Origin of the sequence: Streptosporangium sp. NPDC002524 (assembly GCF_040295985.1) — a bacterium.
Lineage (GTDB): Bacteria > Actinomycetota > Actinomycetes > Streptosporangiales > Streptosporangiaceae > Streptosporangium.
Genome location: NZ_JBEOWK010000017.1, coordinates 1 through 22,779, shown reverse-complemented (window position 1 = coordinate 22,779; position 22,779 = coordinate 1). Strand labels below are relative to the sequence as shown.

The window sequence follows — 22,779 nt, the reverse complement described above, 5'->3', positions numbered from 1 at the left end:
ACCTGGGCGTGCCCGCCGGGTCATGTTCCAGGGAGTCGTGCCCGCTGAGTCGTGACCACCGGGTCGTGTCCACCGAGGTCACGCTCCGGGGCGTACGGGTGAATCTTCCATGACCCCCGTGCTGTCGCCGGGGGCCTCGCGGCCGGTGGGATCGGGCTCGTGCGCACGTGCGCGGGGCCATACCGTGAGGCCTCGGGGTTGCACGGGATCGTCAAGCCGTTTGGGGCATGCTCGCCGACCTGGCAGACTGACGTCTCATGGACGTGGACATCTGGGCCTGGGTGGGCGACACCCAGCGGCAACTGCACGAAGCAGGTAACACCGGTCTGGCTATGGCGATCGGAGACGTGCCCGCGCAGGCGCTGGAAGGCCGATACGCGCAGCTCGACGTGCTCGCGCCCGCCATCGCGCAGCAGGCGGAGAACCTGCGGCTGCCCTGGCTGGAGTTCTACGCCCGCTACTGGCACCTGATCGGCCGCGTCGGCGACCGCGCGCAGGGGACGGTCGCGATCGCCGACGCCGAGACGCTGGTGGAGTTCACCAGGCGGGAGGACGTGCGGGAGTGCCCGGCCGTGCCCGGTGCCGTCGTGGCGCTCGCCATCGCGCAGGCGAACGCCGACGGTCCCGGTTACGCCGCCGAGCGGCTGGCCGCGCTCTCGGCGCTGGACGTCGAGCCCGACTCGCTGGCCTTCGCCTCCGTCGCCGAGCACTACGTCGCGGCGCTGGTCGACGCGGGCCGTGTCGACGAGGCCATCGCGCACGCCGAGACCGCGGTGGCGGCGCTGGGCGGCGCGGGCCGCGAGGCGAGCTGGGAGCTGGGGGCCGCCTCGGCCCGCGCGCTGCTGGCCGCCGGACGCGCCGAGGACGCGCTCACCGCGCTCGACGCCGCGACCGGTTTCAAGCCCGACGACCCGGTGGCCAAGGAGCACCGCGAGGGAGTGCTCCACGCGCTCGTGCTCGCCACCCTCGACCGGGTGCAGGAGTCCGTCGACGCCCTGCCCGACCTCGACGTGGTGGGCGACCACCCCCGCGTCTGGGTGGAGTGGTCGCACGCCATCCGCGCGCTCGCCGGAACGGCGCAGATCACCAACACCTGGCAGCTGGGCCGGGTGCTCAAGCAGTGGATCGACTACTTCGCCATGATGGGCGGCTACCGCGCCAGGGTCGAGCTGGCGCTCGTCGCCGGGCACCTGGCGGTCGGACGTCAGGGACTCTGGCAGGCGCGCCTGCTGGCCGACCTGGCCGAGTCGGCGGCCGGTGAGCTCAGGAACCCCGGTGACGTCGCCAAGCGGATCGCCGAGCTGCGCGCCGCCGCCGACGAGGCCACCGCGCTTCCGGCTCCGGGTCCCGAGGCCGAGCTGGTCGGCGCCTTCGACGCCGCCGACGGCTTCAACGCCGACCCGGAGCGCTGGGTGGGCTGGCTGACCCCGCTGTCCGGCCGTGACGTGGAGGCCACCCGGCGCCACACCACCACGCTGGGCTTCCTGGGCTACCCGGCCAGGGGCGCCGACATCTACTGGACCATGCTGGTCGAGTCCGGCGACATCGAGAACGCCGACCCGCAGGACGTGTCGTACCTCAGCGGCCTGCTGATCGAGGCCCGCCAGGACGAGCGCCTGGAGCAGGTGGCCGAGCGGCTGCCCGCCGGGCAGCGCCACCTCGCCCTGGGCCGCCTGTACACCGCGCGGGAACGCTGGGAGCAGGCGGCGGCCGAGGGAGAGGCGGCGGCCACCGCGGGCGCGGGCATCGAGGCGGCCCGCCTGTGGTCGGCCGCGGTGCAGCAGCTCGGCGACAACGCCAAGGGCGCGGGCATCCTGCGCGACCTCCTCGACTCCGGGGAGATCGAGCAGCAGGACGTCTGGCGGATGGTCGTGATGGCGACGGCCGCCGAGGACTGGGAGACCGTACGCCTGGGCGCCGCCAAGATCGGGATGCCGCTGCAGTCGAGCGAGGGGCCGATCGAGGAGGAGATGGGCCTGGTGCGCATCATCCTTCCCGCCCCCGACGGCAGCCAGCGCCAGGTCCTGAGCGTGCGCACCGGCCCCGCGACGGCGCGCCTGGCCATCCCCCAGCCTCCCGGCATGGAGTACAACGCGGGTGACCTGGTCGTCTTCGAGCCGCAGCTGCTCGAGCCGATCCCGGAGAGCGCCGAGGAGCAGGAGAACTTCGTCCCGCCCTTCGCCGCGGTCAGCATGCTCCGCCCGGGTGGTTACACCAGCTGGTTCTTCGACGGCGCCGCTCCCAGTCAGACCGACTGGACGGAGTTCAACGACGTCATGGCCGAGCGCGGCTGGCCGATGTGGGTCTACAGCGACGACAACTACACGGTGAACCACCCGACCTCCGGTGAGCCGCTGCCCGGCGTGTTCGGCTGGATCGCGGTCCCGCCGGACGTCAGCCCGGTCGAGCTCGACGCGCTCCTGGACGACGCCACCGAGCGCTGGGTGCACCCGCTGGCCTGGCTCGACCTGGCCAAGGCCGTCGACGTCGAGGTGGAGCGGCACGAGAGGATCACCAAGGAGTACGGCCTGTAGGGGCGCCTGCGGGGGCACGGAGGACGATCCGCCACGGCCGCGTCCGGCGGCCCGTGGCGTCGTCCGCTCCCCGGGAGCCGTGAGGGGTGGCCGGACCGCCTCCGGAACTCCCCGAACGTTCGGACTGTTCGGATCGCCAAGCGCACAGCATGTCGTGTCGCCCGTGAGGAGACCCCTCACGGGCGATTCTCGTCGTGGTCACTAGAATTTCCTTCGGCGTATTGGGCGGACGAAGGAGGATCCGGATGCTGGAACGATTCCGGCTGGACGGCAAGGTCGCGATCGTCACCGGCGCGTCCTCGGGGCTGGGGGTCGCGTTCGCGAGGGGCCTCGCCGAGGCGGGCGCGGACATCGTGATCGGCGCCCGCAGGAAGGACCGCCTGGAGGAGACCCGCGCCCTGGTCGAGGAGACCGGCAGGCGATGCGTGGCCCTCGTCACCGACGTAACCAGGCCGGAGGACTGCCAGGCGCTGGCCGAGGCGGCGGTGGCCGAGCTGGGCGCGGTGGACATCCTGATCAACAACGCGGGGGTGGGCTCGGCGGTCCCGGCGCTGAAGGAGACGCCCGAGCAGTTCCGGCAGGTCGTGGACGTCAACCTGCACGGCACGTACTGGATGGCGCAGGCCTGCGCCAGGCTCATGCGGCCGGGCTCCTCGATCGTCAACGTCGGGAGCATCCTGGGCGAGACGACCGCCGGGCTGCCGCAGGCCGCCTACAGCGCCTCCAAGGCGGGGGTCGTCGGCCTCACGCGCGATCTCGCCCAGCAGTGGACGGGGCGGCGCGGCATCCGGGTCAACTGCGTCGAGCCGGGTTTCTTCGCCTCGGAGATGACCGAGCAGTACGCCGAGGGCTATCTGGCCTGGCACCTTGAGCACCGGGTGCTGATGAAGCGCCCCGGCGATCCGGCCGAGCTCGTCGCCGCCGCGATCTTCCTCGCCTCGGACGCGGCCTCGTACGTCACCGGAGCGGTGATCCCGGTCGACGGCGGGATCCTGGTCACCTGACCCCGGAGGGCCGTTCACCCGGCCGGGCGGTCGTGGGGGCCTCCTCCCCGGGGTCCGGGCGAGCGGCCGCGCGGGGAGAAGGGGAAAAGCAGAGAAGGGGAGAAGGCGGGAGGGGCCGGCTACGTCAGGGGAGCCAGTCGACGGCGTCGACGGTGTCGTCGGTCTCCAGCGACTCCTCCAGCGAGTGGTAGGGGGGCAGTGTGCGCTCCGTGCCCGCGTAGTCGATCAGCAGGACGGAGTAGCCGGTGTTGTTGACCCACGACGAGACGTTGTTCGCGGCGGTGGAGGTGCCGCCCGCGCCGCCCGGCAGCGGCACGTCGTTCAGATCGGTCGGGTAGCCCGCGGGGATGCTGTATCCGGGCCCGTTGAAGCCGTAGTCGCGGTAGAGGCAGAGGGTGTTGAAGGTGCATTCGACGCCGGGGTCGAGCCGGACCACCCGCGAGGGCGGGGCGGGGGCCCGCAGCTTGGCCGCCGGGGCGGCGGAGGCCGCGGCGGAACCGGATCCGGAGGCGAGGAGCAGGGTGGCCGCGGCACCGGCCAGCCCGGTCACGGTCCGTGCGAGGTGGGGACGACGCGATGAGATCCGTCTCATGCGAATCCTCTCCGTAGCGAATGACTCACGGGGTGTGAGCGCTCCTGGTCATTAGAACACCGCCACTTTGCGTAGTCGATAGTCGCGTTGCGTGAATATTCGAGGGCGCGCTTTTCGGGAGAGCCGTGTCCCTCCTCTCCGGGCGGCGCGTCTGTCGGGGCCTTTGTGCAGGTCACGCGAGAGATGTCGTTAAGGCGCGGATTGATAGGCCGGAAATTCTCGCGTTCCCCCAAAGACTGCTTGAGGCTTTTAAGATTGAGGACGGTATCTGGGGTAATTTGCCGCTTCAGAGAGTGACGCGCGTGAGAGGTGGCAGGGTGCGGGCTGCGCTGGTACGAGGTGTGGTCGTCGCGACGATCGCGTTCACGGTGGCGGGCTGCGGCCCGGTGCCCGGCGGGAGTGTGGACGACGGGACGCAGTCCTCCGGCGGGGGGCAGTCCGCGTCCGAGGCGCTCAAGGACCTGGGGAAACTCGAGGTCAAGGGCCGCGCCTCGATGACCGGATTCGACCGCGACGAATTCGGTGCCGCGTGGTCGGACGTCGACAAGAACGGCTGTGACACCCGCAACGACATTCTCATTCGCGACCTGAAGGAAGAGGTCTTCAAGAAGGGCGAGGACGGCTGCGTCGTACAGTCCGGAATTCTCGAGGACCCGTACAGCGGCAAGACCATCAAGTTCGAGCGCGGGACGCGGACCAGCATGGCGGTGCAGATCGACCACGTGATCGCGCTCGCCGACGCCTGGCAGAAGGGCGCCCAGCAGTGGTCCGCCTCGAAGCGGAAGGAACTCGCCAACGACCCGCTGAACCTGCTCGCCGTGGACGGGCCGCTGAACAGCCAGAAGGGCGCCGGAGACGCGGCGACCTGGCTGCCGCCGCGCCGCGCCTACCGGTGCCCCTACGTCGAGCGTCAGATCAAGGTGAAGGTCAAGTACGGCCTGTGGGTGACGTCCGGTGAGAAGGACGCCATGGAGTCCGTTCTCAAGTCCTGTTGATCAGTCGTCGTAGTCGCGCTTCAGCTTGATGATCTTTCCGGTCCTCGCCGACACGTAGACGTCGTACTCCCAGGCGCCCTTGTGCAGCTCGACCTTCCAGGCTCGCTGGCCGTGCTCCCACTCGCGCTCGACCTTGCTCACGCGCGCGCCGGGGACGCGCTTCTTGGCGATCTGCACGGCCTTGCGGGAGGAGATGGCCGCCGAGGTGGTGACCGGTGCGGCGGCCGTGCGGGCGGTGCCGGTCACGGTCGCGCCGGTCGTGCCGGCGGCGGTGGCGGTGGCGGTGGCGGTGATCGCCGTCCTGTCCGGCTGTGCGGCGAGGGCGATGCCGCCTCCGCCGATTAGGAGGGCGGCGGTGGCGAGGGTTCCGACGGTAATCCTGGTAATTCGTGTCATGTCCCAAGATTTGCGGAGATTTTGCTAGGGGCACGCTAAGGGATCGTTAACCAAAGGGGAGTCCGGCCCGTCCTCGGATTCCGGGCGCGTTTCCGGCCGCTGTTTCCGGCGGGCCGCATCAGGGGCCGGCTTGTCCGGGGCCGTCTTTCCGGAGATCGGGGCCCGCCCGTTCGGCCATGGACGCCCGGTGCTCGTCGGCGGCGGCCTGGCGGCGATGCGTCAGCGCCTGGAGCCGGTGGGTCTCCGCGTCCCCGCTTCCCGCCGCCGCGGCCCGGTCGTGGCTCGCGGCCGCGTTCCGGTGGGCCTGGGCCGCCGACCGGTATCCGGTCACCGCGCGCTCCCTGGCCTCGTCGGCCCGCAGGCGGGCCTTTCCCAGATGGGCGTCGGCCCGGTCCGTCCGTTCGGCGCGCGACAGGAGTGGCGCCGGAGGCGTGGGGGACGACGGGGATCCGGGCGATGCCGGGGCGGTCCCGCCGTGGGCGAGTTCGTGCCTGCGCTCCGCGGCCTGCCCGGCTCGCTCGCCGGCCCGGGTGATCCGCTCTCGAGCGCGCTCCTTGCGGGCCTCCTGGCGCTCGTCCTGCGGTTCGTCGCGGGCGTCCGGGCTGTCATGGGTCTCGGGATCGCGGGCCATGTGGCCTGCCCTTCGTGGAACCGCTGAGGCGGCTCGGCGGAATTCCGCTCCCTTCGAGGAGCGGAAAAGTCATGACATCATGCTTTCCGCCACGGGCGCGGGTAATCGTGAGGGCGCCTGATCATCCGTTCGGCGACCCGGGCGCGGTGTGACTCAGCCGGACCCGGCGGGGAACGAGGCGCTGAGCTCGCGCGCCCGATCCGCCTTCGCCGGGTTGAGATGGTCGCCGCAGGCCAGCCTCACCGCGGCCCGCATCGCGATGTGGACGTCCAGCCCGGCCTGGAGGGCGGCCATCCGGTTGTGGATCTCGGCCAGCGCCGCGCAGGTCGTCTGCGTCTGCAGGTGGAGTATCTCCAGGCGTGCCGCCGCCTCCCGCCTCAGGCGCGCGGCCCGCTCCAGCGCCGGGTGCGCCGCGCGCTCGGCGGGCGGGTGTCCCGTGTCCCGCGAGGGCCGGGGCGTCGTCGTGCTCTCCGCGAGGGGGACGGGGCGCTCCCGGGACGCCGCGCTCTCCGGGAGCGGGACCGTGCGCTCCAAAGGCGTCGTGCTCTCCATGAGGGGGACGGTGCTTTCCTGGGGCGTCGTGCTCTCCGGGAGGGGGACGGTGGTGGGCTGCGGGGAGGGCTTCCGCGGGCCGAGGGGCCCGGCGCGCCCGACGGTGTCCCGGCGGGCGCGGCGCCCGCCGCCGATGCGCCGCAGGACCGGGGAGTGCCGCCGGGGGAGCGGGGGGACCTCGGGGAGGTCGTCCACGCCGAAGGTGTCGACCAGGCCGGGGTGCTCGGGCTCCTGCGCTCCCCAGAGGACGGTGAACAGCCGGACCACGGTCGGGGAGGGGACGACGAACAGCTCTCCTCCGGCAGCGCGGAGGCTCTCGTGAACCCGCTCCAGCGCCCGGGCCCCGCTGACGTCGCAGAAGAGCAGCTCTCCGGCGTCCACGAGGATGTGTCGCGTGCCGCCGAGCATGAGTGACTCCAGCTCCGACTCCAGCAGCCGGTAGTTGAAAGCGTCTATCTCGCCCATAACGGCCACTAGAGCCGTATCACCGTATTGGTGAATGACATACACCGACATATCCATATTGGCCATACCCTTCAAGGGTCTTAAGAGGCCCCGCCGACAATCCTACGGTTCCCCAGTATGAATGGGTCCTGACGGGATAGAAGCTAAATGTGGCAGGTTCCAGCGGGCGTGATGTGGTGGTCGTCGCGGCTTCGGCCGGTGGCGTGGAGGCTCTGCGCGCCCTGCTCGCGCTGCTGCCCGGCGATCTCGCCGCCGCCGTCCTGGTGGTGCTGCACCTGCCCCCCCGGGCGGGGAGCTCTCTCGCGGGAATCCTCGACAGGGCCGGGCCGCTGGAGGCCGCCACCGCGGGAGACGGCGAGTCCCTGCGGCACGGCCGGGTCTACGTGGCACCCCCGGACCGCCACCTGATGATCCAGGACGGCGAGATCAGGCTCTCGCGCGGCCCCCGCTACAACGGCCACCGTCCGGCCGCCGACCCGCTGTTCCTCAGCGCCGCGCTGGACGCGGGTCCCCGTACGCTCGCCGTCGTGCTGAGCGGCACGCTCGACGACGGGGCGAGGGGGGCCGCCGTGGTGGAGCGCCATCTCGGCGCGGTCGCCGTCCAGGACCCCCGGACGAGCGCGTTCGACGGGATGCCCCGCGCCGCCCTGGCCGCGGCGCGGAGCGCGGAGGCGCTGTCCGTGGAGGAGATCGCCGAGTGGATCGTGCGGCAGAGCCGCACGTCCGTCGAGGACGAGATCGTGAAGGATCCGGGCGTCGAGAAGGAGATCGCCCTCTATCTTTTATCCGGTGAGATCGGCCCGTACGGGGGCGATCTCACCGGACTGAGTTGCCCGGAGTGCGGCGGGCCCGTGTACGAGGCGAAAAGCGGGGCCGAGGCCCACTACGGCTGCCGGGTGGGGCACGGCTGGTCCCCGCAGGGCATGGCCGCGAGCCAGGCCGAGGCCGTGGAGCGGGCGCTGTGGACGGCGACCCTGCGGCTGGAGGAGCGGCTGCGCATGCTGGAGCGGATGCTGGAGCGCGCGGAGGCGCAGGGCAGGAAGCACTCGTCGCGGCGCCTGCTGGAGGACGCCGAGCAGACCAGACAGGCACTGGAGACCATGAGAATGCTACAAAGCCGCATCGACGGCAGCGGTGACAGCCTTGCTCTCACGTAGCGGTCGGTGACGGGCCTAGGCTGAGACTGTGATGCCCGGCGACGAACGTGAATTCGACGATCTCCTGCTCATGTTGAAGGAGACGCGCGGTTTCGACTTCACGGGTTATAAGCGGACCACCCTCATACGCCGCATCAGCAGGCGTCTGGAGGCTCTCAAGCTCCGTGACTACGGTGAGTACCGGGACTATCTGGAGCTGGAGCCCGAGGAGTTCAACCGGCTCTTCGACAGCCTGCTGATCAACGTCACCGCCTTCTTCCGCGATCCGGCCGCCTGGCAGACGCTCCGCGAGACCGTGATCCCCAGCCTGCTCGCGAGCAAGGGGCCCGGCAAGGTCATCCGGATCTGGAGCGCGGGCTGCGCGACGGGCGAGGAGGCCTACAGCCTCGCGATGGTGCTGGCCGAGCAGCTCGGCATGGAGGAGTTCCGCGAGCGGGTGAAGATATACGCCACCGACCTCGACCAGAAGGCCCTCCAGACGGCGCGGGCGGCCGTCTACAGCGAACGCCAGCTCGCCGACATGCCGGAGGAGCTGCGCCAGACCTACTTCGAGCCGGTGGAGGCCGGCTTCGGGTTCCGGCGCGACCTGCGGCGCCAGCTGATCTTCGGCCGCAACGATCTCACGCGTGACGCGCCGATCTCCCGGGTCGACCTCCTGCTGGCCCGCAACACGCTGATGTACTTCAACAGCGAGACCCAGCTCAGCATCGTGCGCCGGTTCCACTTCGCGCTCTCCGACCCCGGCTACCTCTTCCTGGGCAAGGCGGAGATGCTGCTGAACCACGGTGACCGGTTCGAGCCGGTGAACCTCCGGATGAGGCTGTTCAAGAAGATCGGGTCGCCGCCACCCGGCAACCGCGCCACCTGGTCCCCCGGCGCGGGCGTGTCGCAGGCCCGCCCGTACGTGCGGCACACGGTGCTGCAGGCGGCGGCGCTCTCCACCGGCCCGGTCGCCCAGATCGCGCTCGACCGCTCCAGGAACCTCGCCCTGGCGAACTCGCGCGCCGAGCTGCTCTTCAACCTCAACCCCCGCGACATCGGGCGGCCGTTCCAGGACCTGGAGGTCTCCTACCGGCCGGTCGAGCTCCGCTCGGTGATCGAGCAGGTGGAGCTGGACCTGCGCGTCGCCGAGCTGCAGGACGTCACCTGGCACCGGCCGAACACGCCTGAGCCGAGCGTCTTCGACATCGCCGTCGTCCCGCTGCTGGAACCGGGCGGCGAGCTGGTCGGCGTCGGCGTCAACTTCCACGACGTGACGCGCTACCGCCAGCTCCGCGACCGGCTGGAGCAGGCGAACCGGGAGCTGGAGCACGCCTACGAGGAGCTGCAGTCGACCAACGAGGAGCTGGAGACCACCAACGAGGAGCTGCAGTCCACGAACGAGGAGCTGGAGACCACCAACGAGGAGCTCCAGTCCACGAACGAGGAGCTGGAGACGATGAACGAGGAGCTGCAGTCGACCAACGACGAGCTCCAGCAGATCAACGACACCCTCAACTCCCGCAGTGACGAGCTCAAGCGGGCCACCCTCCTCGTCTCCTCGGTGGTGCGCAGCCTCGGCGACGCCGTGGCCGTGGTCGACACCGACCTGCGGGTGCTGGTCTGGAGCCCGGGGGCCGAGGAGCTGTGGGGGCTCCGCGCCGACGAGGCGATCGGCCACCGGCTGGCCTCCCTCGACATCGGCCTTCCCGTCGGGGAGCTCCTGACCAGGGCTCAGCGGATGCTGGAGACGGTGCCCGAGCCGGGAAACGACCGCGGCGACGGCGTCACCCTCGACGGCGTGAACCGGAGGGGACGCCCCGCCCGGCTCAACGTCGAGTTCTCCCGCCTGCACGCCGAGGACATGTCACCCCATGGAGTGATCATGGTGATGAACCTCCTCCAGCAGGAGCAGGAGTAGGGCCCCGTACGGCCGGCCGGTCGCCGAAACGAGACCGTGCCGGTGGCCCCGCGGGAAGCGGGATCACCGGCACGGCAGGTCATGCGAGGTGGTGGCGGGGGACGGTCAGCGGCCCCAGCCCGGCTTGGTGCCGCACTTGGCGTCCGCGTTGATGCAGACCTTCACCAGCGCGCCGAGCGTCTCCGGGGTCCACGCGTTCATGAAGTCCCCGTGGATCGAGGAGGGCAGGCCCGACGACAGCGTCAGGCCGTCACCGCCGAGGGAGTCGTAGCCGAGCATGAACGAGAGGTTGGGAACCGCGACCGGGTAGTCGCCGGAGCACGTGCCGTTCTTGGCCGGCCCCATGTGCGACTTGTGGTCGGGCGAGTCGATGTTCTTGCCGTCCCAGCAGTCCTGGAAGGTCAGCTGGTAGATCAGGTTGCCGCCCTTGGCGCAGACGGGCCAGTTGCCGTCGGCGCTACGGCCGATCTCCGCGCTGCCGGCGCACCAGAACTGGCCGGAGGCACCCTTCGGCGTCGCCACCTGACGCTTCGCGTCGCCCTGCACCACGCGCAGGCCCGGCGGGAACGGCACGACCTCCGACGGGTCCTTGAGCCGGGAGCCGTAGTACACGCGGAAGTCCTTCATCGGAACGGGCTTGCCGTCCTTCAGCAGGGTCGGTGCCCAGTAGGCGCTGTTGTCCCCGAGAGCGTCACAGGTCGTGGTGCTCTTGAGCAGGTCCTCGGTCGTGGTGTTCGCCGACACCTTCGGGCCGAAGAAGGTGTGCATGTGGGAGGCGCCGACCAGGCCGGGCAGCACGATCGGGTCGTCCTTGGCCTCGTTGGCCACCGTGCAGTTGGTGTGGAACTCGGGCACCCTCACGATTCCCGCGGGAACCGGCTGGGGGGCGACCTTGTTGTAGATGTCCAGGGCCTTCTTCCACGCGGCCTGGTTCACCGGCACCCAGCCGCCGGCGGGGGCGGTGGTGGTCGGGGTGGCGCTGGGCGTGGGCTTGGGCGTCGTGCTCGGGGTCGCGCTCGGGGTCGAGCTCGGCTTCGGGGTCGCGGTCGGCTTCGTGGTCCCGGTCGGGGTCGGGGTCGGGTTCGAGGTGCCCGAGCCGGTGCCGAAGACCTGGAACTCCCACAGCGAGACGCCGTACTTGCTGGACCGCTTGGTCGCGTACAGCCGCACGAACCTGCCGGTGGCCGACAGGTCGATGGTCTGGACCCCGCCCTTGCCCGCCGTGGTGGTGTGCACCGTCTTCCAGGGGCCGTCGCCGTCGGCGGCGGTCTGGATCTGGAACGCCGTGGCGTAGGCGTTCTCCCAGTTGATGACGATCTTGTCGATCGCGGTGGACTTGCCGAGGTCGACCGCGAGCCACTGCGGATCGCTGAACTTGCTGCCCCAGCGGGTGTTGGCCTTGCCGTCGAAGGCGGCGGCGGCCGACAGGTCACCGCGCTCCGCCGAGGAGGCGATGGCGGTACGACCCTGCGAGAGGGGCACCTCGGCTGCGGCGGCCGGAGAGGTGACGCTCACCATGGAGGCGCCCAGGAGGCCGACGAGAACACCGGCCAGCGACAGGCGGCGGACCTGGCGTACGACGGACGCGCGTCCGGCTCGGATGCCGCGCGAGGCGGTTGTACTCATAGTGAATGAAGTCCTTGTCCTGTTGGGAGATCACGGAGGGGACGTCCGGCGGCGCTCGCAGGCGCCGTCACATCAGGAGACCCGCAGGCCGCGAACGGATAACGAAAATTTGTGAGAAGTCCGAAATTTTGTTTTCCGTCCCGCGCCTCGGACGCCCCCGGCGGCGAGCCGCTCAGTGACCGGCGGCCGTGGCGCGCTCCCTGACCAGCCGCTCCTCGCCCGACAGCGTGTTGAGCGGCTTCTCCTTGATGAACAGGACCGCCACCAGCGCGAGCGCGGTGAGCGGCACGCCGATGAGGAACAGTTCGGCGGTGGCCGTCGCGTACACGTCCTGGATGACGCGGACGACGGGGGCGGGCAGCTTGGAGATGTCGGGCACGGCGTCGCTCTCGCCGCCCGCGCCACCGGCGGCGGCCAGCGGGCCGAGCCTCTCCGCCATGAGCGTGGTGATCCGGCTGGCCAGCACCGCGCCCAGGGCGCTGACGCCGACGGCGCCGCCCATGCTGCGGAAGAAGGTCAGCACCGAGGTGGTGGCGCCCAGGTCGTGGGCGGGTACGTCGTTCTGGGCGGCGAGGACCAGGTTCTGCATGAGCATGCCGACGCCGACGCCGAGCACCGCCATGTAGACCCCGAGCAGCACCGTGCCGGTCTGCCCGTCGATGGTGCTGAGCAGGCCCATCCCGGCGAGCATGACGACGCCGCCGGCCACCAGGAAGCCCTTCCAGCGGCCCCACTTGGTGATGAGCTGGCCGGCCACGGTGGAGGAGATCAGCAGGCCGAACACCATCGGCAGGCTCATCAGGCCGGCGACCGTCGGCGACTTGCCGAGCGCCACCTGGAAGTACTGCGACAGGAAGACCGTGCCGCCGAACATGGCCACGCCGACCAGGACGCTCGCCACGGTGGCGAGGGCGACGGTGCGGTTCCTGAAGATGGTGAGCGGGATGATCGGCTCGGCCGCCCGCGACTCCACCCAGACGGCGAGCGCGAGGATGATCACGCCGCCGCTCACCAGGGCGGCGGTCCACCAGGAGCCCCACTCGAACTGGTGACCCGCCAGCGACGACCAGATCAGCAGCGTGGACACGCCCGTCGTGATCAGCAGGGCGCCCAGATAGTCGATCTTCACTTCCTTGCGCACCACCGGCAGGTCGAGCGTGCGCTGCAGCAGGACGATGGCGAGGATCGTGAACGGCACGCCGATGAGGAAGCACCAGCGCCAGCCGAGCCAGGAGGTGTCCACGAGCACGCCGCCGATGAGCGGGCCCGCCACGGTGCCGACGCCGAACACGGCGCCGAAGATGCCTGCGTAGCGGCCGAGCTCACGCGGCGGGATCATGGCCGCCATCACGATCATCGCGAGCGCGGTCATGCCGCCGGCGCCGACGCCCTGCACGACGCGGCTGACGATGAGGATCTCCACGTTCGGCGTGAGACCCGCGATCAGCGAGCCCGCCACGAACAGTCCCAGCGAGAGCTGGATCAGCAGCTTCTTGTTGTAGAGGTCGGCCATCTTGCCCCAGAGCGGCACCGTGGCCGTCATGGCCAGCAGCTCCGAGGTGACGATCCAGGTGTAGACGGTCTGCGTGCCCTGGAGGTCGGTGATGATGCGGGGCAGGGCGTTGGCCACGACGGTCGAGGCCAGGATGGACACGAACATGCCCACCATCAGCCCCGACAGCGCCTGCAGGACCTTTCTCCTGGAGGCGGGCGCCGCGGCCACGGACTCGGGCTGCGCGCTGGTGGATGTCATCTTTCCTCGGTTTCTCGGGCGGGGGCCGGCGCTCCGCGGGACTTCCGCGGAGGCCGGTCGAGGGGAACGTTCACGGGGCGGTCAACGGCCGACGGTTACGGATCGGGTAGGCCCGCGGTCGACGGTCATGGATCGGGCAGGCCCGCGGTCGACGGTTACGGATCGGGCAGGCCCGCGGCGATCTGGGAGAAGGCCTCGTCGACCAGGTCGGCGAGCGCCGGGTGGCCGCCCGCGGCGCTCCAGCGCATCATCGCCGCCCGGAAGGCCGTCAGGGCCACCGCGGTGACCAGCTCGGGATAGCCGCTCGTGCCCAGTTCGACGCCGGACCTGCGCGCGACGGCGGCCGACACGGCGAGCTCGGTCTCGGTGCCGCTGGCGACCAGCCGCGGCAGGAGCGACGGGTTCTGCTCGAACACCTTCAGCCGCAGCAGCCACTGCTCGCGCCGTCGCTGGACGTGCTCGGCCTCGGCCCGCGACATCAGGCGCAGCGCCTCCAGGACCGGCACCTCGGCGGGCACGGCCTCCAGCCTCTCGCGCAGCTCGGCGGCGGACGCCGGGCTCCCTCCGACGAGCGCGTCCTCCTTGGAGGGGAAGTAGTTGAAGAACGTGCGGGAGGAGAGGTCCACCGCCGTGGCGATGTCCTCCACCGTGACGCCCGCCAGACCGCGCTCGGCCACTAGCGTCAGGGCGGCATGCTCCAGTGCCGCACGGGTCTCGAGCTTCTTCCGGTCTCTCCGGCCGAGCTCGTAGGCGCTTTCTACGCTGGTCACACTGTCAACAGTAGAGATGATTTTTCAGATTCTGCAACATTTCATCATCTGAAGTGCGGCAGATCACACGCGTGAACGGGCAGACAGCTGGGCGGACGGCACCGCACCGGGCGTACGGCTGCTCTCCGGCCCGCGCGCGGACCGCCACCGGCCGGACGGACGGGCCAGATGGAGGACGGGCCGGACGGGGAATCCACGGGTGCGGCACGGCATTCCGTCACCGGCGGGGGCGCCGGCCCGCGAAGGCCCGATGAGGAGCGGGGGTCAGGGCGTGACGGCGGGCAGGAACAGGATCACGCTCGCCCCGCCCTCGGGGGAGGTGCCCAGCGACAGCGAGCCGCCCGCCGACTCCGCCGTACGGCGGGCGATGTCGAGGCCGAGACCGGTCGACCCGGCACCGCTCTCGCCGCGCTGCGACGGGTCGGGTGTGGCGAAACCGGGACCGGCGTCGGCGACGGTCAGCAGCGCGCCGCCACCGGTCGTCTCCGGCCGCGCGGTCTCCGGCGGTACCGCCTCCGGCCGTGTCGCCTCCAGCCGTACGGAGAACGAGACCCCCTCCGGCGTGTGCGCGAACACGTTGCCGAGCAGGGCGTCCACGCAGGCGGCGAGGTCGTCCGCGGCGACCCCGACCGGCAGCGGGCCGGGGGCCAGGTCGAGGGTGAAGTGCCGCGACTGGTCCTCGGCGAGCACCGACCAGAACGCGACCCGCGCCCCGGTCACCGCCGCCGCGTCGCACTCGGCCCGCTCGCGCCCCCGCCGCCTCGCCTCGGTGATCACCGAGGTGACGGCGCGTTCCAGGGCGTCCACCCGTGCCTCGATCCTCACCGACTCCTCGGGGTCGGACAGCGACTCCGCCTCCAGCCTCAGCCCGGTCAGCGGGGTACGCAACCGGTGGGACAGGTCGGCGGCGCTCTCCCGCTCCTCCGCGAGCAGGCCGGTGATGCGCTCGGCCAGGTGGTTGAGGGCGACCCCGACCGCGTGCACCTCGGGAGGTCCGTCGGGCACCGTCCTGGCGGACAGGTCGCCCGCCGCGAGCCGGTGCGACACCCCCGCCAGCGCAGTGATCGGCCTGATCACCATGCGGGCCAGCAGGTCGCCGACCAGCACGCCCAGCCCGACCAGGGCGAGGCCGAGCGCCGCCAGCCCGGCCCAGACCTGGGGCACGCCCCTGGTCAGGCGGCCGTCGTCCAGGAACACCCGGACCACCGCCGTACCCCCGGCCGCGCCCTGGACCGCGACCAGGATCTCCCGCCCGCCGGGGGCGGCGGCGGTGACGCTACGGCCCCGGGAGGCGAGTTCCACGGCGGTGGAGCGCGGGGCGGGATCGCCGACCACCTCGCCGCCGGGCAGGAAGACCGTGACCGGGTGCTCGGCCTGCTCGGCGGTGAGCCGCAGGGTCTCGGTGTCCACCGCGCCGACCACGACCGCGACCGACTCGGCCTCGCTCTCGGCCTCGCTCACCGCCCCGCTCACCGCCACCGTGCGGACCAGCAGGGCGAGCGGGACCAGCAGCGCGATCAGTACGAGGGAAGTGGTCGCCGCGACCAGCAGGGTGAGCCAGCGCCTCATGCCGGGGCGGCCAGTCGCACGCCGACACCCCGGACGGTCTGCAGGTAGCGGGGTTCCTGGGACGTCTCGCCCAGCTTGCGGCGGAGCCAGGAGAGGTGGACGTCCACCGTCTTGTCGGCGCCGCCGTAGGGGATCTGCCAGACGTGGGTGAGCAGCTCCCGCTTGGTGACCACCTCGCCGGGCCGGGCCGCCAGATAGTGGAGCAGGTCGAACTCCCGGGGACTCAGGTCCAGCGGCGTCCCGTCCAGGGTCGCCTCCCGGGTGCGCGGGTCGATCCGCAGGCCCCCGACGGTGACCGCGCTGTCGGCGCGGCTCTCACCGGCCATCCGGCGGAGCACCGCCCGGATCCGCGCGTCGAGCTGGGCCGCGCTGAACGGCTTGACCACGTAGTCGTCGGCGCCCGCGTCCAGCAGCCTGACCATCTCCGCGTCGCCGTCCCGCGCGGTCGCCACGATCACCGGGATCCGGCTCACCGCGCGGAGCATCCGCAGCAGGTCCAGGCCGTCCATGTCGGGCAGGCCGAGGTCGAGGACGACCAGGTCGGGGCGTTCCTCGACGGCCAGCCGCAGGCCCTCGAGAGCGGCGGGGGCGGACGACACGGCGTGGCCGCGATCGCGCAGGCCCCGGGTGAGGGAGGTGCGGATCGCGGCGTCGTCCTCGATGAGCAGCACATTCGACATTTGCCGCCACGTTAGCCCCCTCCCGTACCGCGTCAAAAGCGGGTTAGCGGCTCCTTAGCGTTGTCTTATCGTTTCCGGTGGCACAGTGAGGGCATGCGCAAGCGTCTTTCCCTGGTTGTGGCCGGATGGCTGGTCACCGGGCTCCTCGCGATCGGAGCGGGGGTGGCGGTGATCGACCGGCTCAGCGAGCCGCTGACGGACACCGGGCTCCGGCCGCTCTCCGCCGCCGAGGTCGACGAGGCGCTCGCCCTCGCCTCGTCCCTGCCCAACGCCCTTCCCCCGTCCGTCCCGCCCTCCGTTCCCCCGTCCGTTTCCCCGTTCGCCTCTCCGTCCGCCTCGCCGGACGAAGGCACTCCCGCGCCGACCGTCACCGTCACCACCACCGCCACGCCCGCCGCGGAGCCCGGCAAGAGCCGGTTGATCACCACCGCGGGCGGCAAGGTCATCGCCCGGTGCGAGAACGGCCTGGTCACCCTCCGGTCCTGGAGCCCCGCCCAGGGATTCCAGGCCGACGACGTCGAGCGCGGACCCGCGGAGCGGGCCCGCGTCGAGTTCGAGACCGAGGAGGACGAGGTCAAGGTCGAGGTCCACTGCGCGGCCGACGGCTCACCCGTCCACCGCGTCCAGAGCTGACCCGGACCCGAGCCCGGACTTGATCCGGAGCTGAGCCGGCCCCAACCCGGAGCTGATCGGGGGCCGGTCGGGGGTGCGGCCGGACGGGAGCCCCGGGGCCGCGCCCGATCCCGCAAGGCATTCCGCACGGCACCCCGTACGGCCGCCGGGGATGTCGCGGGAGCGGCCGTCAGCCGCAGCCGTTCGCCTTGGCGTCCTCCGGGTTCGCGCCGGGAGCTTCGTCGGCCACGGTGACCGAGAGCTGGGCGGTCGAGGCGACCAGACTGCCCTCGGGCGACCTGGCAGCCTGCTCGTCGACCACGATCCCGCGCTCGCCGAGCAGCTCGTACGTCTTCGCGTCGAAGATCAGATCCTGCCTGACGCCGTCGACGCCGACCCTGCCGACGCCGATCCCCTCGCGTCCCGCCGCGTCCTCGGCCCGCTCGGTGACGTCGACCCCGGGGATGGTGCCCACCGCCTTGAACAGCGCCGCCCGTTGCGCCGGAGGCATGTAGGTCTCCCTGAGCATGTCGCCCGCCGCGGTGAAGGCCGCCTCGTCCCTGGAGTGGCCGCCCCGGTCGCCGGTGTAGAGGTGGGCGCGCATCCCCTCGGCGTCGGCGGGGAGCCTCCTGAGCGCCGCGTGGTCGGTACGCATGTGCTCGGGGGTCTTCCCGCAGTTCACCAGCGGGAGCGTCTCGACCCCGGTCTTTTCGTACGCCGTCTCGGGGATCGGCCAGCCGGGGTAGGCCCTGGGCTCCAGGTACTCGATCCGCACCGAGCCGTTCCTCGTCCCGTCGGCGGACAGCCAGATGACCCGCCTGGTCCGGTAGAGGTAGCGGGTCTCCCCGCCGGTCTCACCCGTCTCCAGGTTCGTCCCCATGCCGCTGAAGGAGCCGTACATCGTCTCCGACTCGACCTTGACGAACTGGTCGTCGCGCGGTGCCAGGTCAGTCCGCACGGCCGCCCGCGCCGCCCTGTCGAGCACCTCGCTCGCCGAGACGGCGGCGATCTCGGGCATCGTCACCACGACCTCCTCCACCGCTCCCCGCGAGCCGTCCCGAGAACCCGCCAGGGTGATCGCGGTCGCCCCCACCGCCACCGCGAGCGCCCCGGCCACCGCCATCGCGTACGGCCCGCGCCACCGCGGGGTCCACCCCCGGGCCCGCGGCGTGGCGGCGGCGACCAGCCCCCGCCGGGCCGCCTGCCTCGCCCTCTCGTCGTACGCGGGCGCCTCGGGCCGGATCGCGGCCACCAGCCGGATCTCGTCATCGTTCATCTGTGCGACTCCAGGGAGCGGCGGATCTTGGTCCGGGTACGGGAAAGGCGGGACCTGACGGTCCCGATCGGGATGCCGAGCGCCTGCGCGGCCTCCTCGTAGGACAGGTCGGCCCAGGCCACCAGCAGGAGCAGGTCCCGCTCCGCGGAGCCGAGCCCGGCCAGCGCGGCGGCGAGGGCGGGCCTGAGCCGGTCGGCGGTGACGCGCTCGGCGCTGCGGTCCTCGAACCCGGCCGCGCGCTCGGGAGCCTGCCGGGCGAGCGCCTTCAACCTGCGGGTCTCCGACCTGCGGTGGCCGGAGATCAGGTTCGAGGCGATCCCGTACAGCCACGGTCTGGCGTCGGCGCGGGCGGGGTCGTAGCGGGCCCTCTTGCGGAAGGCCACGAGGAACGTCTCGGCCGTCACGTCGTCGGCCGTGGTCACGTCGTCCAGCCGCCGGGCCACGTACCGGTGGATCTCGTCGGCGTGGCGGTCGAAGAGCCCGGCGAACCTGTCGGGGTCCGTCAGGGACTCGCCGATCAGCGTCGCGTCGGTGGCGTCAGTGGCGTCGGTGGCGCCAGTGGCATCGGCCGCGCCGGTCGTCGCGTCGGTGGTGCCGATCACGCCGGTCGTCGCGCGGGTCGTCGCGTCGGCGGTGCCGGTCTCTTCGGCGGGTGCGGGCGGCGGGGAGGCCCCGGTCCGTCGGGGGAGACCCAGTGTCACCACCCGCTTCGTCCAGTCGTTGTCACGGTGCATCCTTACCGGAGCGCGTCCGCGCTCTCACCTCCTACTCCGCCGTTCACCCGCATCGGGTTCCATGGGTGGATATGTCTCCCTTGGGCGTCGAGTCGCCGGAGGCTCCACCGCTCTTGATCGGCCGCCACTAGGCTCCGCCTTCACGAAACGGGTGCGAAAGGGAGAGATGATGAGCGCTCAGAAGGCCGGGGGCGGCAGACGGCTGCTGCTGAAGGGGTTCCTCCTCGTGGTCGCGCTGCTGGTGGTCTCCGGGTTCGCCCTCAGCGCGTGCTCGCGGGTGAGCACCCAGCCCGACGAGGTGGTCCTGCACTACGCGGGCGGGGTCCTGGAGGCCATCAAGTTCGAGAAGTGCATCAACCCCTCCAGCGGCGCCACGCTCCTCGGCCCCGGCGACAACGGCTACTCCTACCCGTTCGGCCAGCGGACCTTCGACTTCTCCGGCGCGGACGACGCCGAGTCCAAGCCGCTGTCGGTCGTCTCGAAGGACAACGTGGAGATGACCGTGTCCGGGGTGGCGACGTTCACGCTGAACACCGACTGCAGGACGCTGCAGCAGTTTCACGAGAAGATCGGGCTGAAGTTCCGCGCCTACTACGAGGAGGGCGAGTCGTCCGACGGCTGGCGGCGGATGCTCAACATCTACATGCGGGTGCCGCTGGACCGCGCGATGGACGCCGCCTCGCAGGAGTTCGAGTGGCGGGGGCTGTTCAACGACCCGAAGGTGAAGCAGGCGTGGGAGGCGCGGGTCGGCCAGCTCGCCAGGGAGTTCATCAAGGCGACGGCCGGGGGCGACTACTTCTGCAACCAGAACTACGGGGGCAGCGGGCAGTGCGGCGACATCTCCCTCACCATCCAGAAGCCCGAGCCGCCGGAGGCCCTGGTCGCCGCGCTCGCCTCGGAGCAGGCGGCCAAGGCGGAGAACGTCGCGCAGACCCAGCGCAACGCCAAGGTCCGCACCGAGATCGAATCGATCAAGGACCTGGTCAGGGTCCTCGGCCCGCAGGGCGCCGTGCTCTGGCAGGCCATCCAGAAGGGACAGGTCAGCGTGGTCCCGGTACCGCAGGGCAGCAACCTCAACATCACCCCTCCCGGCCGCTGACCCCGCTCCCGGGGGCGGGTGACCGGCTCACGGCGTGTGGTCCGCCCTGGCGGGCATGACCGGGCCCAGTTCGGCGCCGAAGTCGTGCGCGATCCTGCGCATGCCCTCGGCGAGGTCCCGCCGGTCGAGCGCGGTGATGCGCTCGGCCGGTCCCGACACCGACAGCGCGGCGATCGTCCGCGCCCCGTCCCGTACGCCCACCGCCAGGCAGTGCACGCCCAGCTCCTCCTCGCCCAGGTCCATCGCGTACCCGTGCTCCCGCACCCGCTCCAGCTCGGCGAGCATCCCGGGCAGGTCGGTGATCGTGTTGGCGGTCCTGCGCGGCATGCCGGTCCGCTCGACGAGCGACGCGACCTCGGTGTCGGCCCGGCCGGCCATCAGGACCTTCCCCACGGCCGTGCTGTGCGGCAGCACCCGCCTGCCGACCTCCGCGAACATCCGCAGCCGCCTCGGCGAGGGCACCTGGGCGACGTAGACCACGAAGTCACCCTCCAGCACCGCCAGGTTGGCCGTCTCGCCCGACAGCTCGACCAGCCTCGTCAGGTACGGCTGCGCCCACACGCCGACCATGCGCTCGGCCACCCCGCCGAGCCGCACCAGCGCGCCGCCCAGGGCGTAGCGGCGGTCGGACTCCTGGCGTACGTAGCCCCGCGCGAGCAGCGTGCGCAGCAGCCGGTGGATCGTCCCGTACGGCAGCCCGGTCCTGGCCGCGATCTCCGAGAGCCCGGCCTCGCCGCCCCGCTCGGCGAGCGCCTCCAGCACGTCCAGCGCCCGGTCGACCGACTGTACCGCGCTCATGCGTCCCCCTCGATCCCGCACCGGCCCGCCGGGCCGCCCGCGAGGCCCCCGTCCGCGAAACTCCCGCTCACGGAACTCCCGTCCGCGAGACCACCGCCCGTAAGACCATCGCCCGCGAGACCCCCGCTCACGGCACCCTCGCCAGCCCGCGCAGGGAGGCGTCGAGGACCTGGGCGGTGTGCGCCACCGGGATGGGCTCGGCGCCCCGGCGGCGGATCGCCGCGGCGATCTGCATGGTGCAGCCGGGGTTGGCCGAGACCAGCAGGTCGGCGCCGGTGTCGAGCACCCGCTCGGCCTTGCGGTCACCGAGGTCCCTCGCGGTCTCCGGCTGGAACAGGTTGTAGGTCCCCGCGGAGCCGCAGCAGATCGCCGACTCGGCGATCTCCCTCACCTCCAGGCCAGGCACGCCGTCCAGGAGCTTACGCGGCTCCGACCGTATCCCCTGGGCGTGGGCCAGGTGGCAGGCGTCGTGGTAGGCCACGGTGAGCGGCAGCGGGTGCCGCTCGGCCGCCGGGCCGAGCGCGACGAGGTACTCCGCGAGGTCGACGGTCCTGATCGCCCGCGCCCTCTCGACCCAGTCGCCGCCCTCGCCCTCCAGGATCTCCGCGTAGTCCTTCATCGTCGACCCGCATCCGGCGGCGTTGACCACGATCGTGTCGACGCCCGCCCGCTCGAAGGTGGCGATCGTCCGCTTCGCGAACCGCAGGGCCTGCCTCTCCTGGCCGGAGTGCAGCGACAGCGCCCCGCAGCAGCCCTGCGACGGCGGGATCACCACGTCGCAGCCCTCCATCGCGAGCACCCGGGCCGTGGCCTCGTTGACCTGCGGGAAGAACTCCCCCTGCACGCAGCCGGTGAGCATCCCGACCGTGGCCCTGCGCGTCCCCCGCGCCGCGATCCTGCGCGGCAGCCGCAGCCGGGCGGCGGCCGGGGGAGCGAGGTCGGCCATCGCCGCCAGGGACGGGTTGATCCGCTCCAGCCTCGGCGCGACCGCCCGGCGCAGCCCGGCGCTGAGCCGCAGCGGCAGCCGCATCGCCCGCAGCCGTCGGGGATAGGGGAACAGCTGGAAGACCAGCGCCCGCAGCGCCCTGTCGTCCGGCTCCCGCACGTGCACCCGCTCCACCTCGGCCCGGGTCTGCTCGATCAGCCGGTCGTACCTCACCCCGGACGGGCAGGCGGTCACGCACGCCATGCACCCCAGGCACGCGTCGAAGTGCCCGGCCATCTCCGGCGTGATCGGGGTGCCCTCGACGTGCTGTTTCATCAGGTGGATCCGGCCGCGCGGGGAGTCCATCTCCTCGCCCCACAGGACGTACGTCGGGCACGAGGGCAGGCAGAACCCGCAGTGCACGCAGTCGTTGATCAGCTCTGGGTCCACGTCAGATCCCTCCCGCGAACCGGCCGGGGGACATCCTCCGGCCGGGGTCGAACCGTTCCTTGACCCGCCGCATCAGCGGCAGCGCCCCCGACGGGCCCCAGCGGTCGACCCCGCCGGCGAGGGCGGGGGGCGCGGCGAGCACGGTCAGCGCGCCGCCGAGCCGCCGCAGGTCGTCGCGCACGCCCGTCACGAACCCGGCGAATTCCGCCGCGCCGGCGTCCTCCGGCGGCGCGACCGACAGGACCCCGGAGGCTACCGACC

20 protein-coding genes and 1 pseudogene are annotated in these 22,779 nt (G+C 71.8%); 7 read left to right on the top strand and 14 right to left on the bottom strand.

What is annotated here, in order from left to right; translation table 11 throughout:
- Positions 1-257 precede the first annotated feature (257 nt).
- Both ABT053_RS27500 and ABT053_RS27495 read left to right on the top strand, forming a co-directional pair.
- Positions 258-2,534 carry a tetratricopeptide repeat protein gene (locus tag ABT053_RS27500; RefSeq protein ID WP_350972611.1) on the top strand — a complete coding sequence of 759 codons (2,277 nt, stop codon included), beginning with the start codon at positions 258-260 and terminating at the stop codon, positions 2,532-2,534.
- 245 nt (positions 2,535-2,779) lie between these two features.
- Positions 2,780-3,538, top strand: coding sequence for an SDR family NAD(P)-dependent oxidoreductase (locus ABT053_RS27495; protein WP_350972610.1), 759 nt, complete (start codon positions 2,780-2,782; stop codon positions 3,536-3,538).
- A gap of 124 nt (positions 3,539-3,662) precedes the next feature.
- Here ABT053_RS27495 and ABT053_RS27490 read toward each other — a convergent pair whose 3' ends face one another.
- Positions 3,663-4,130: a peptidase inhibitor family I36 protein gene (locus ABT053_RS27490; protein ID WP_350972608.1), complete on the bottom strand. Its 468-nt coding sequence runs from the start codon at positions 4,128-4,130 to the stop codon at positions 3,663-3,665.
- Positions 4,131-4,447: 317 nt separating this feature from the next.
- Here ABT053_RS27490 and ABT053_RS27485 point away from each other — a divergent pair, with 317 nt between their 5' ends.
- A complete protein-coding gene (locus ABT053_RS27485) occupies positions 4,448-5,125 on the top strand; it encodes an HNH endonuclease family protein (RefSeq protein ID WP_350972606.1) in 678 nt (225 codons plus the stop codon).
- Here the strand turns inward: ABT053_RS27485 and ABT053_RS27480 are convergent, their stop codons facing one another.
- The 3 genes from ABT053_RS27480 to ABT053_RS27470 form a co-directional block, all read right to left on the bottom strand.
- On the bottom strand, positions 5,126-5,521 hold the full coding sequence (locus tag ABT053_RS27480; protein WP_350972605.1) for a PepSY domain-containing protein: 396 nt from the start codon (positions 5,519-5,521) through the stop codon (positions 5,126-5,128). It lies immediately after the preceding gene.
- A 118-nt stretch (positions 5,522-5,639) separates the two neighbouring features.
- Positions 5,640-6,152: a hypothetical protein gene (locus ABT053_RS27475; protein ID WP_350972604.1), complete on the bottom strand. Its 513-nt coding sequence runs from the start codon at positions 6,150-6,152 to the stop codon at positions 5,640-5,642.
- A gap of 153 nt (positions 6,153-6,305) precedes the next feature.
- Positions 6,306-7,220 carry an STAS domain-containing protein gene (locus ABT053_RS27470; RefSeq protein ID WP_350972602.1) on the bottom strand — a complete coding sequence of 305 codons (915 nt, stop codon included), beginning with the start codon at positions 7,218-7,220 and terminating at the stop codon, positions 6,306-6,308.
- 98 nt (positions 7,221-7,318) lie between these two features.
- Here ABT053_RS27470 and ABT053_RS27465 point away from each other — a divergent pair, with 98 nt between their 5' ends.
- Positions 7,319-8,326 (top strand): chemotaxis protein CheB, encoded by a 1,008-nt coding sequence (locus ABT053_RS27465; RefSeq protein WP_350972601.1) that lies wholly within the window; start codon positions 7,319-7,321, stop codon positions 8,324-8,326.
- 31 nt (positions 8,327-8,357) lie between these two features.
- Positions 8,358-10,226 carry a CheR family methyltransferase gene (locus ABT053_RS27460; RefSeq protein WP_350972599.1) on the top strand — a complete coding sequence of 623 codons (1,869 nt, stop codon included), beginning with the start codon at positions 8,358-8,360 and terminating at the stop codon, positions 10,224-10,226.
- A 105-nt stretch (positions 10,227-10,331) separates the two neighbouring features.
- Here ABT053_RS27460 and ABT053_RS27455 read toward each other — a convergent pair whose 3' ends face one another.
- The 5 genes from ABT053_RS27455 to ABT053_RS27435 form a co-directional block, all read right to left on the bottom strand.
- Positions 10,332-11,852, bottom strand: a complete 1,521-nt coding sequence (locus ABT053_RS27455) for a DUF1996 domain-containing protein (protein ID WP_350972597.1) — start codon at positions 11,850-11,852, stop codon at positions 10,332-10,334.
- A 172-nt stretch (positions 11,853-12,024) separates the two neighbouring features.
- Positions 12,025-13,605, bottom strand: coding sequence for an MDR family MFS transporter (locus ABT053_RS27450; RefSeq protein ID WP_350972595.1), 1,581 nt, complete (start codon positions 13,603-13,605; stop codon positions 12,025-12,027).
- A 155-nt stretch (positions 13,606-13,760) separates the two neighbouring features.
- Complete coding sequence (locus ABT053_RS27445; RefSeq protein WP_350972594.1) at positions 13,761-14,375, bottom strand: acyl-CoA-like ligand-binding transcription factor; 615 nt, start codon at positions 14,373-14,375, stop codon at positions 13,761-13,763.
- Positions 14,376-14,639: 264 nt separating this feature from the next.
- The gene (locus ABT053_RS27440) at positions 14,640-15,944 is read right to left on the bottom strand and encodes a HAMP domain-containing sensor histidine kinase (RefSeq protein WP_350972592.1); all 1,305 of its coding nucleotides are present in this window, start codon (positions 15,942-15,944) and stop codon (positions 14,640-14,642) included.
- On the bottom strand, positions 15,941-16,624 hold the full coding sequence (locus ABT053_RS27435; RefSeq protein ID WP_344748003.1) for a response regulator transcription factor: 684 nt from the start codon (positions 16,622-16,624) through the stop codon (positions 15,941-15,943). The genes ABT053_RS27440 and ABT053_RS27435 overlap by 4 nt, the downstream gene beginning before the upstream one ends.
- A 93-nt stretch (positions 16,625-16,717) precedes the next feature.
- On the opposite strand from ABT053_RS27435, the gene ABT053_RS27430 reads away from it, so the two are divergent.
- The gene (locus ABT053_RS27430; protein WP_350972590.1) at positions 16,718-17,257 is read left to right on the top strand and encodes a hypothetical protein; all 540 of its coding nucleotides are present in this window, start codon (positions 16,718-16,720) and stop codon (positions 17,255-17,257) included.
- Positions 17,258-17,426: 169 nt separating this feature from the next.
- Here ABT053_RS27430 and ABT053_RS27425 read toward each other — a convergent pair whose 3' ends face one another.
- A complete protein-coding gene (locus tag ABT053_RS27425) occupies positions 17,427-18,512 on the bottom strand; it encodes a CU044_5270 family protein (RefSeq protein WP_350972588.1) in 1,086 nt (361 codons plus the stop codon).
- Positions 18,509-19,246, bottom strand: coding sequence for an RNA polymerase sigma factor (locus ABT053_RS27420; protein WP_350972586.1), 738 nt, complete (start codon positions 19,244-19,246; stop codon positions 18,509-18,511). The genes ABT053_RS27425 and ABT053_RS27420 overlap by 4 nt, the downstream gene beginning before the upstream one ends.
- Before the next feature lie 169 nt (positions 19,247-19,415).
- Here ABT053_RS27420 and ABT053_RS27415 point away from each other — a divergent pair, with 169 nt between their 5' ends.
- Positions 19,416-20,345 carry an SPFH domain-containing protein gene (locus ABT053_RS27415; protein ID WP_350972584.1) on the top strand — a complete coding sequence of 310 codons (930 nt, stop codon included), beginning with the start codon at positions 19,416-19,418 and terminating at the stop codon, positions 20,343-20,345.
- A 27-nt stretch (positions 20,346-20,372) separates the two neighbouring features.
- Here the strand turns inward: ABT053_RS27415 and ABT053_RS27410 are convergent, their stop codons facing one another.
- The 3 genes and pseudogenes from ABT053_RS27410 to ABT053_RS27400 all read right to left on the bottom strand — a co-directional run.
- Complete coding sequence (locus ABT053_RS27410; RefSeq protein ID WP_350972582.1) at positions 20,373-21,143, bottom strand: IclR family transcriptional regulator; 771 nt, start codon at positions 21,141-21,143, stop codon at positions 20,373-20,375.
- 127 nt (positions 21,144-21,270) lie between these two features.
- A complete protein-coding gene (locus tag ABT053_RS27405; RefSeq protein WP_350972580.1) occupies positions 21,271-22,518 on the bottom strand; it encodes a (Fe-S)-binding protein in 1,248 nt (415 codons plus the stop codon).
- Position 22,519: 1 nt separating this feature from the next.
- Positions 22,520-22,779 (bottom strand): annotated as a pseudogene (locus ABT053_RS27400) (FAD-binding oxidoreductase); the annotation flags it as partial.

Coding starts and splice junctions, on each gene's coding strand:
- ABT053_RS27495 (WP_350972610.1), top strand. CDS start 2,780: ATGCTGGAACGATTCCGGCTGGACGGCAAGGTCGCGATCGTCACCGGC.
- ABT053_RS27500 (WP_350972611.1), top strand. CDS start 258: ATGGACGTGGACATCTGGGCCTGGGTGGGCGACACCCAGCGGCAACTG.
- ABT053_RS27415 (WP_350972584.1), top strand. CDS start 19,416: ATGAGCGCTCAGAAGGCCGGGGGCGGCAGACGGCTGCTGCTGAAGGGG.
- ABT053_RS27475 (WP_350972604.1), bottom strand. CDS start 6,152: ATGGCCCGCGATCCCGAGACCCATGACAGCCCGGACGCCCGCGACGAA.
- ABT053_RS27480 (WP_350972605.1), bottom strand. CDS start 5,521: ATGACACGAATTACCAGGATTACCGTCGGAACCCTCGCCACCGCCGCC.
- ABT053_RS27410 (WP_350972582.1), bottom strand. CDS start 21,143: ATGAGCGCGGTACAGTCGGTCGACCGGGCGCTGGACGTGCTGGAGGCG.
- ABT053_RS27435 (WP_344748003.1), bottom strand. CDS start 16,624: ATGTCGAATGTGCTGCTCATCGAGGACGACGCCGCGATCCGCACCTCC.
- ABT053_RS27440 (WP_350972592.1), bottom strand. CDS start 15,944: ATGAGGCGCTGGCTCACCCTGCTGGTCGCGGCGACCACTTCCCTCGTA.
- ABT053_RS27490 (WP_350972608.1), bottom strand. CDS start 4,130: ATGAGACGGATCTCATCGCGTCGTCCCCACCTCGCACGGACCGTGACC.
- ABT053_RS27420 (WP_350972586.1), bottom strand. CDS start 19,246: ATGCACCGTGACAACGACTGGACGAAGCGGGTGGTGACACTGGGTCTC.
- ABT053_RS27455 (WP_350972597.1), bottom strand. CDS start 11,852: ATGAGTACAACCGCCTCGCGCGGCATCCGAGCCGGACGCGCGTCCGTC.
- ABT053_RS27460 (WP_350972599.1), top strand. CDS start 8,358: ATGCCCGGCGACGAACGTGAATTCGACGATCTCCTGCTCATGTTGAAG.
- ABT053_RS27470 (WP_350972602.1), bottom strand. CDS start 7,220: ATGTCGGTGTATGTCATTCACCAATACGGTGATACGGCTCTAGTGGCC.
- ABT053_RS27425 (WP_350972588.1), bottom strand. CDS start 18,512: ATGAACGATGACGAGATCCGGCTGGTGGCCGCGATCCGGCCCGAGGCG.
- ABT053_RS27450 (WP_350972595.1), bottom strand. CDS start 13,605: ATGACATCCACCAGCGCGCAGCCCGAGTCCGTGGCCGCGGCGCCCGCC.
- ABT053_RS27430 (WP_350972590.1), top strand. CDS start 16,718: ATGCGCAAGCGTCTTTCCCTGGTTGTGGCCGGATGGCTGGTCACCGGG.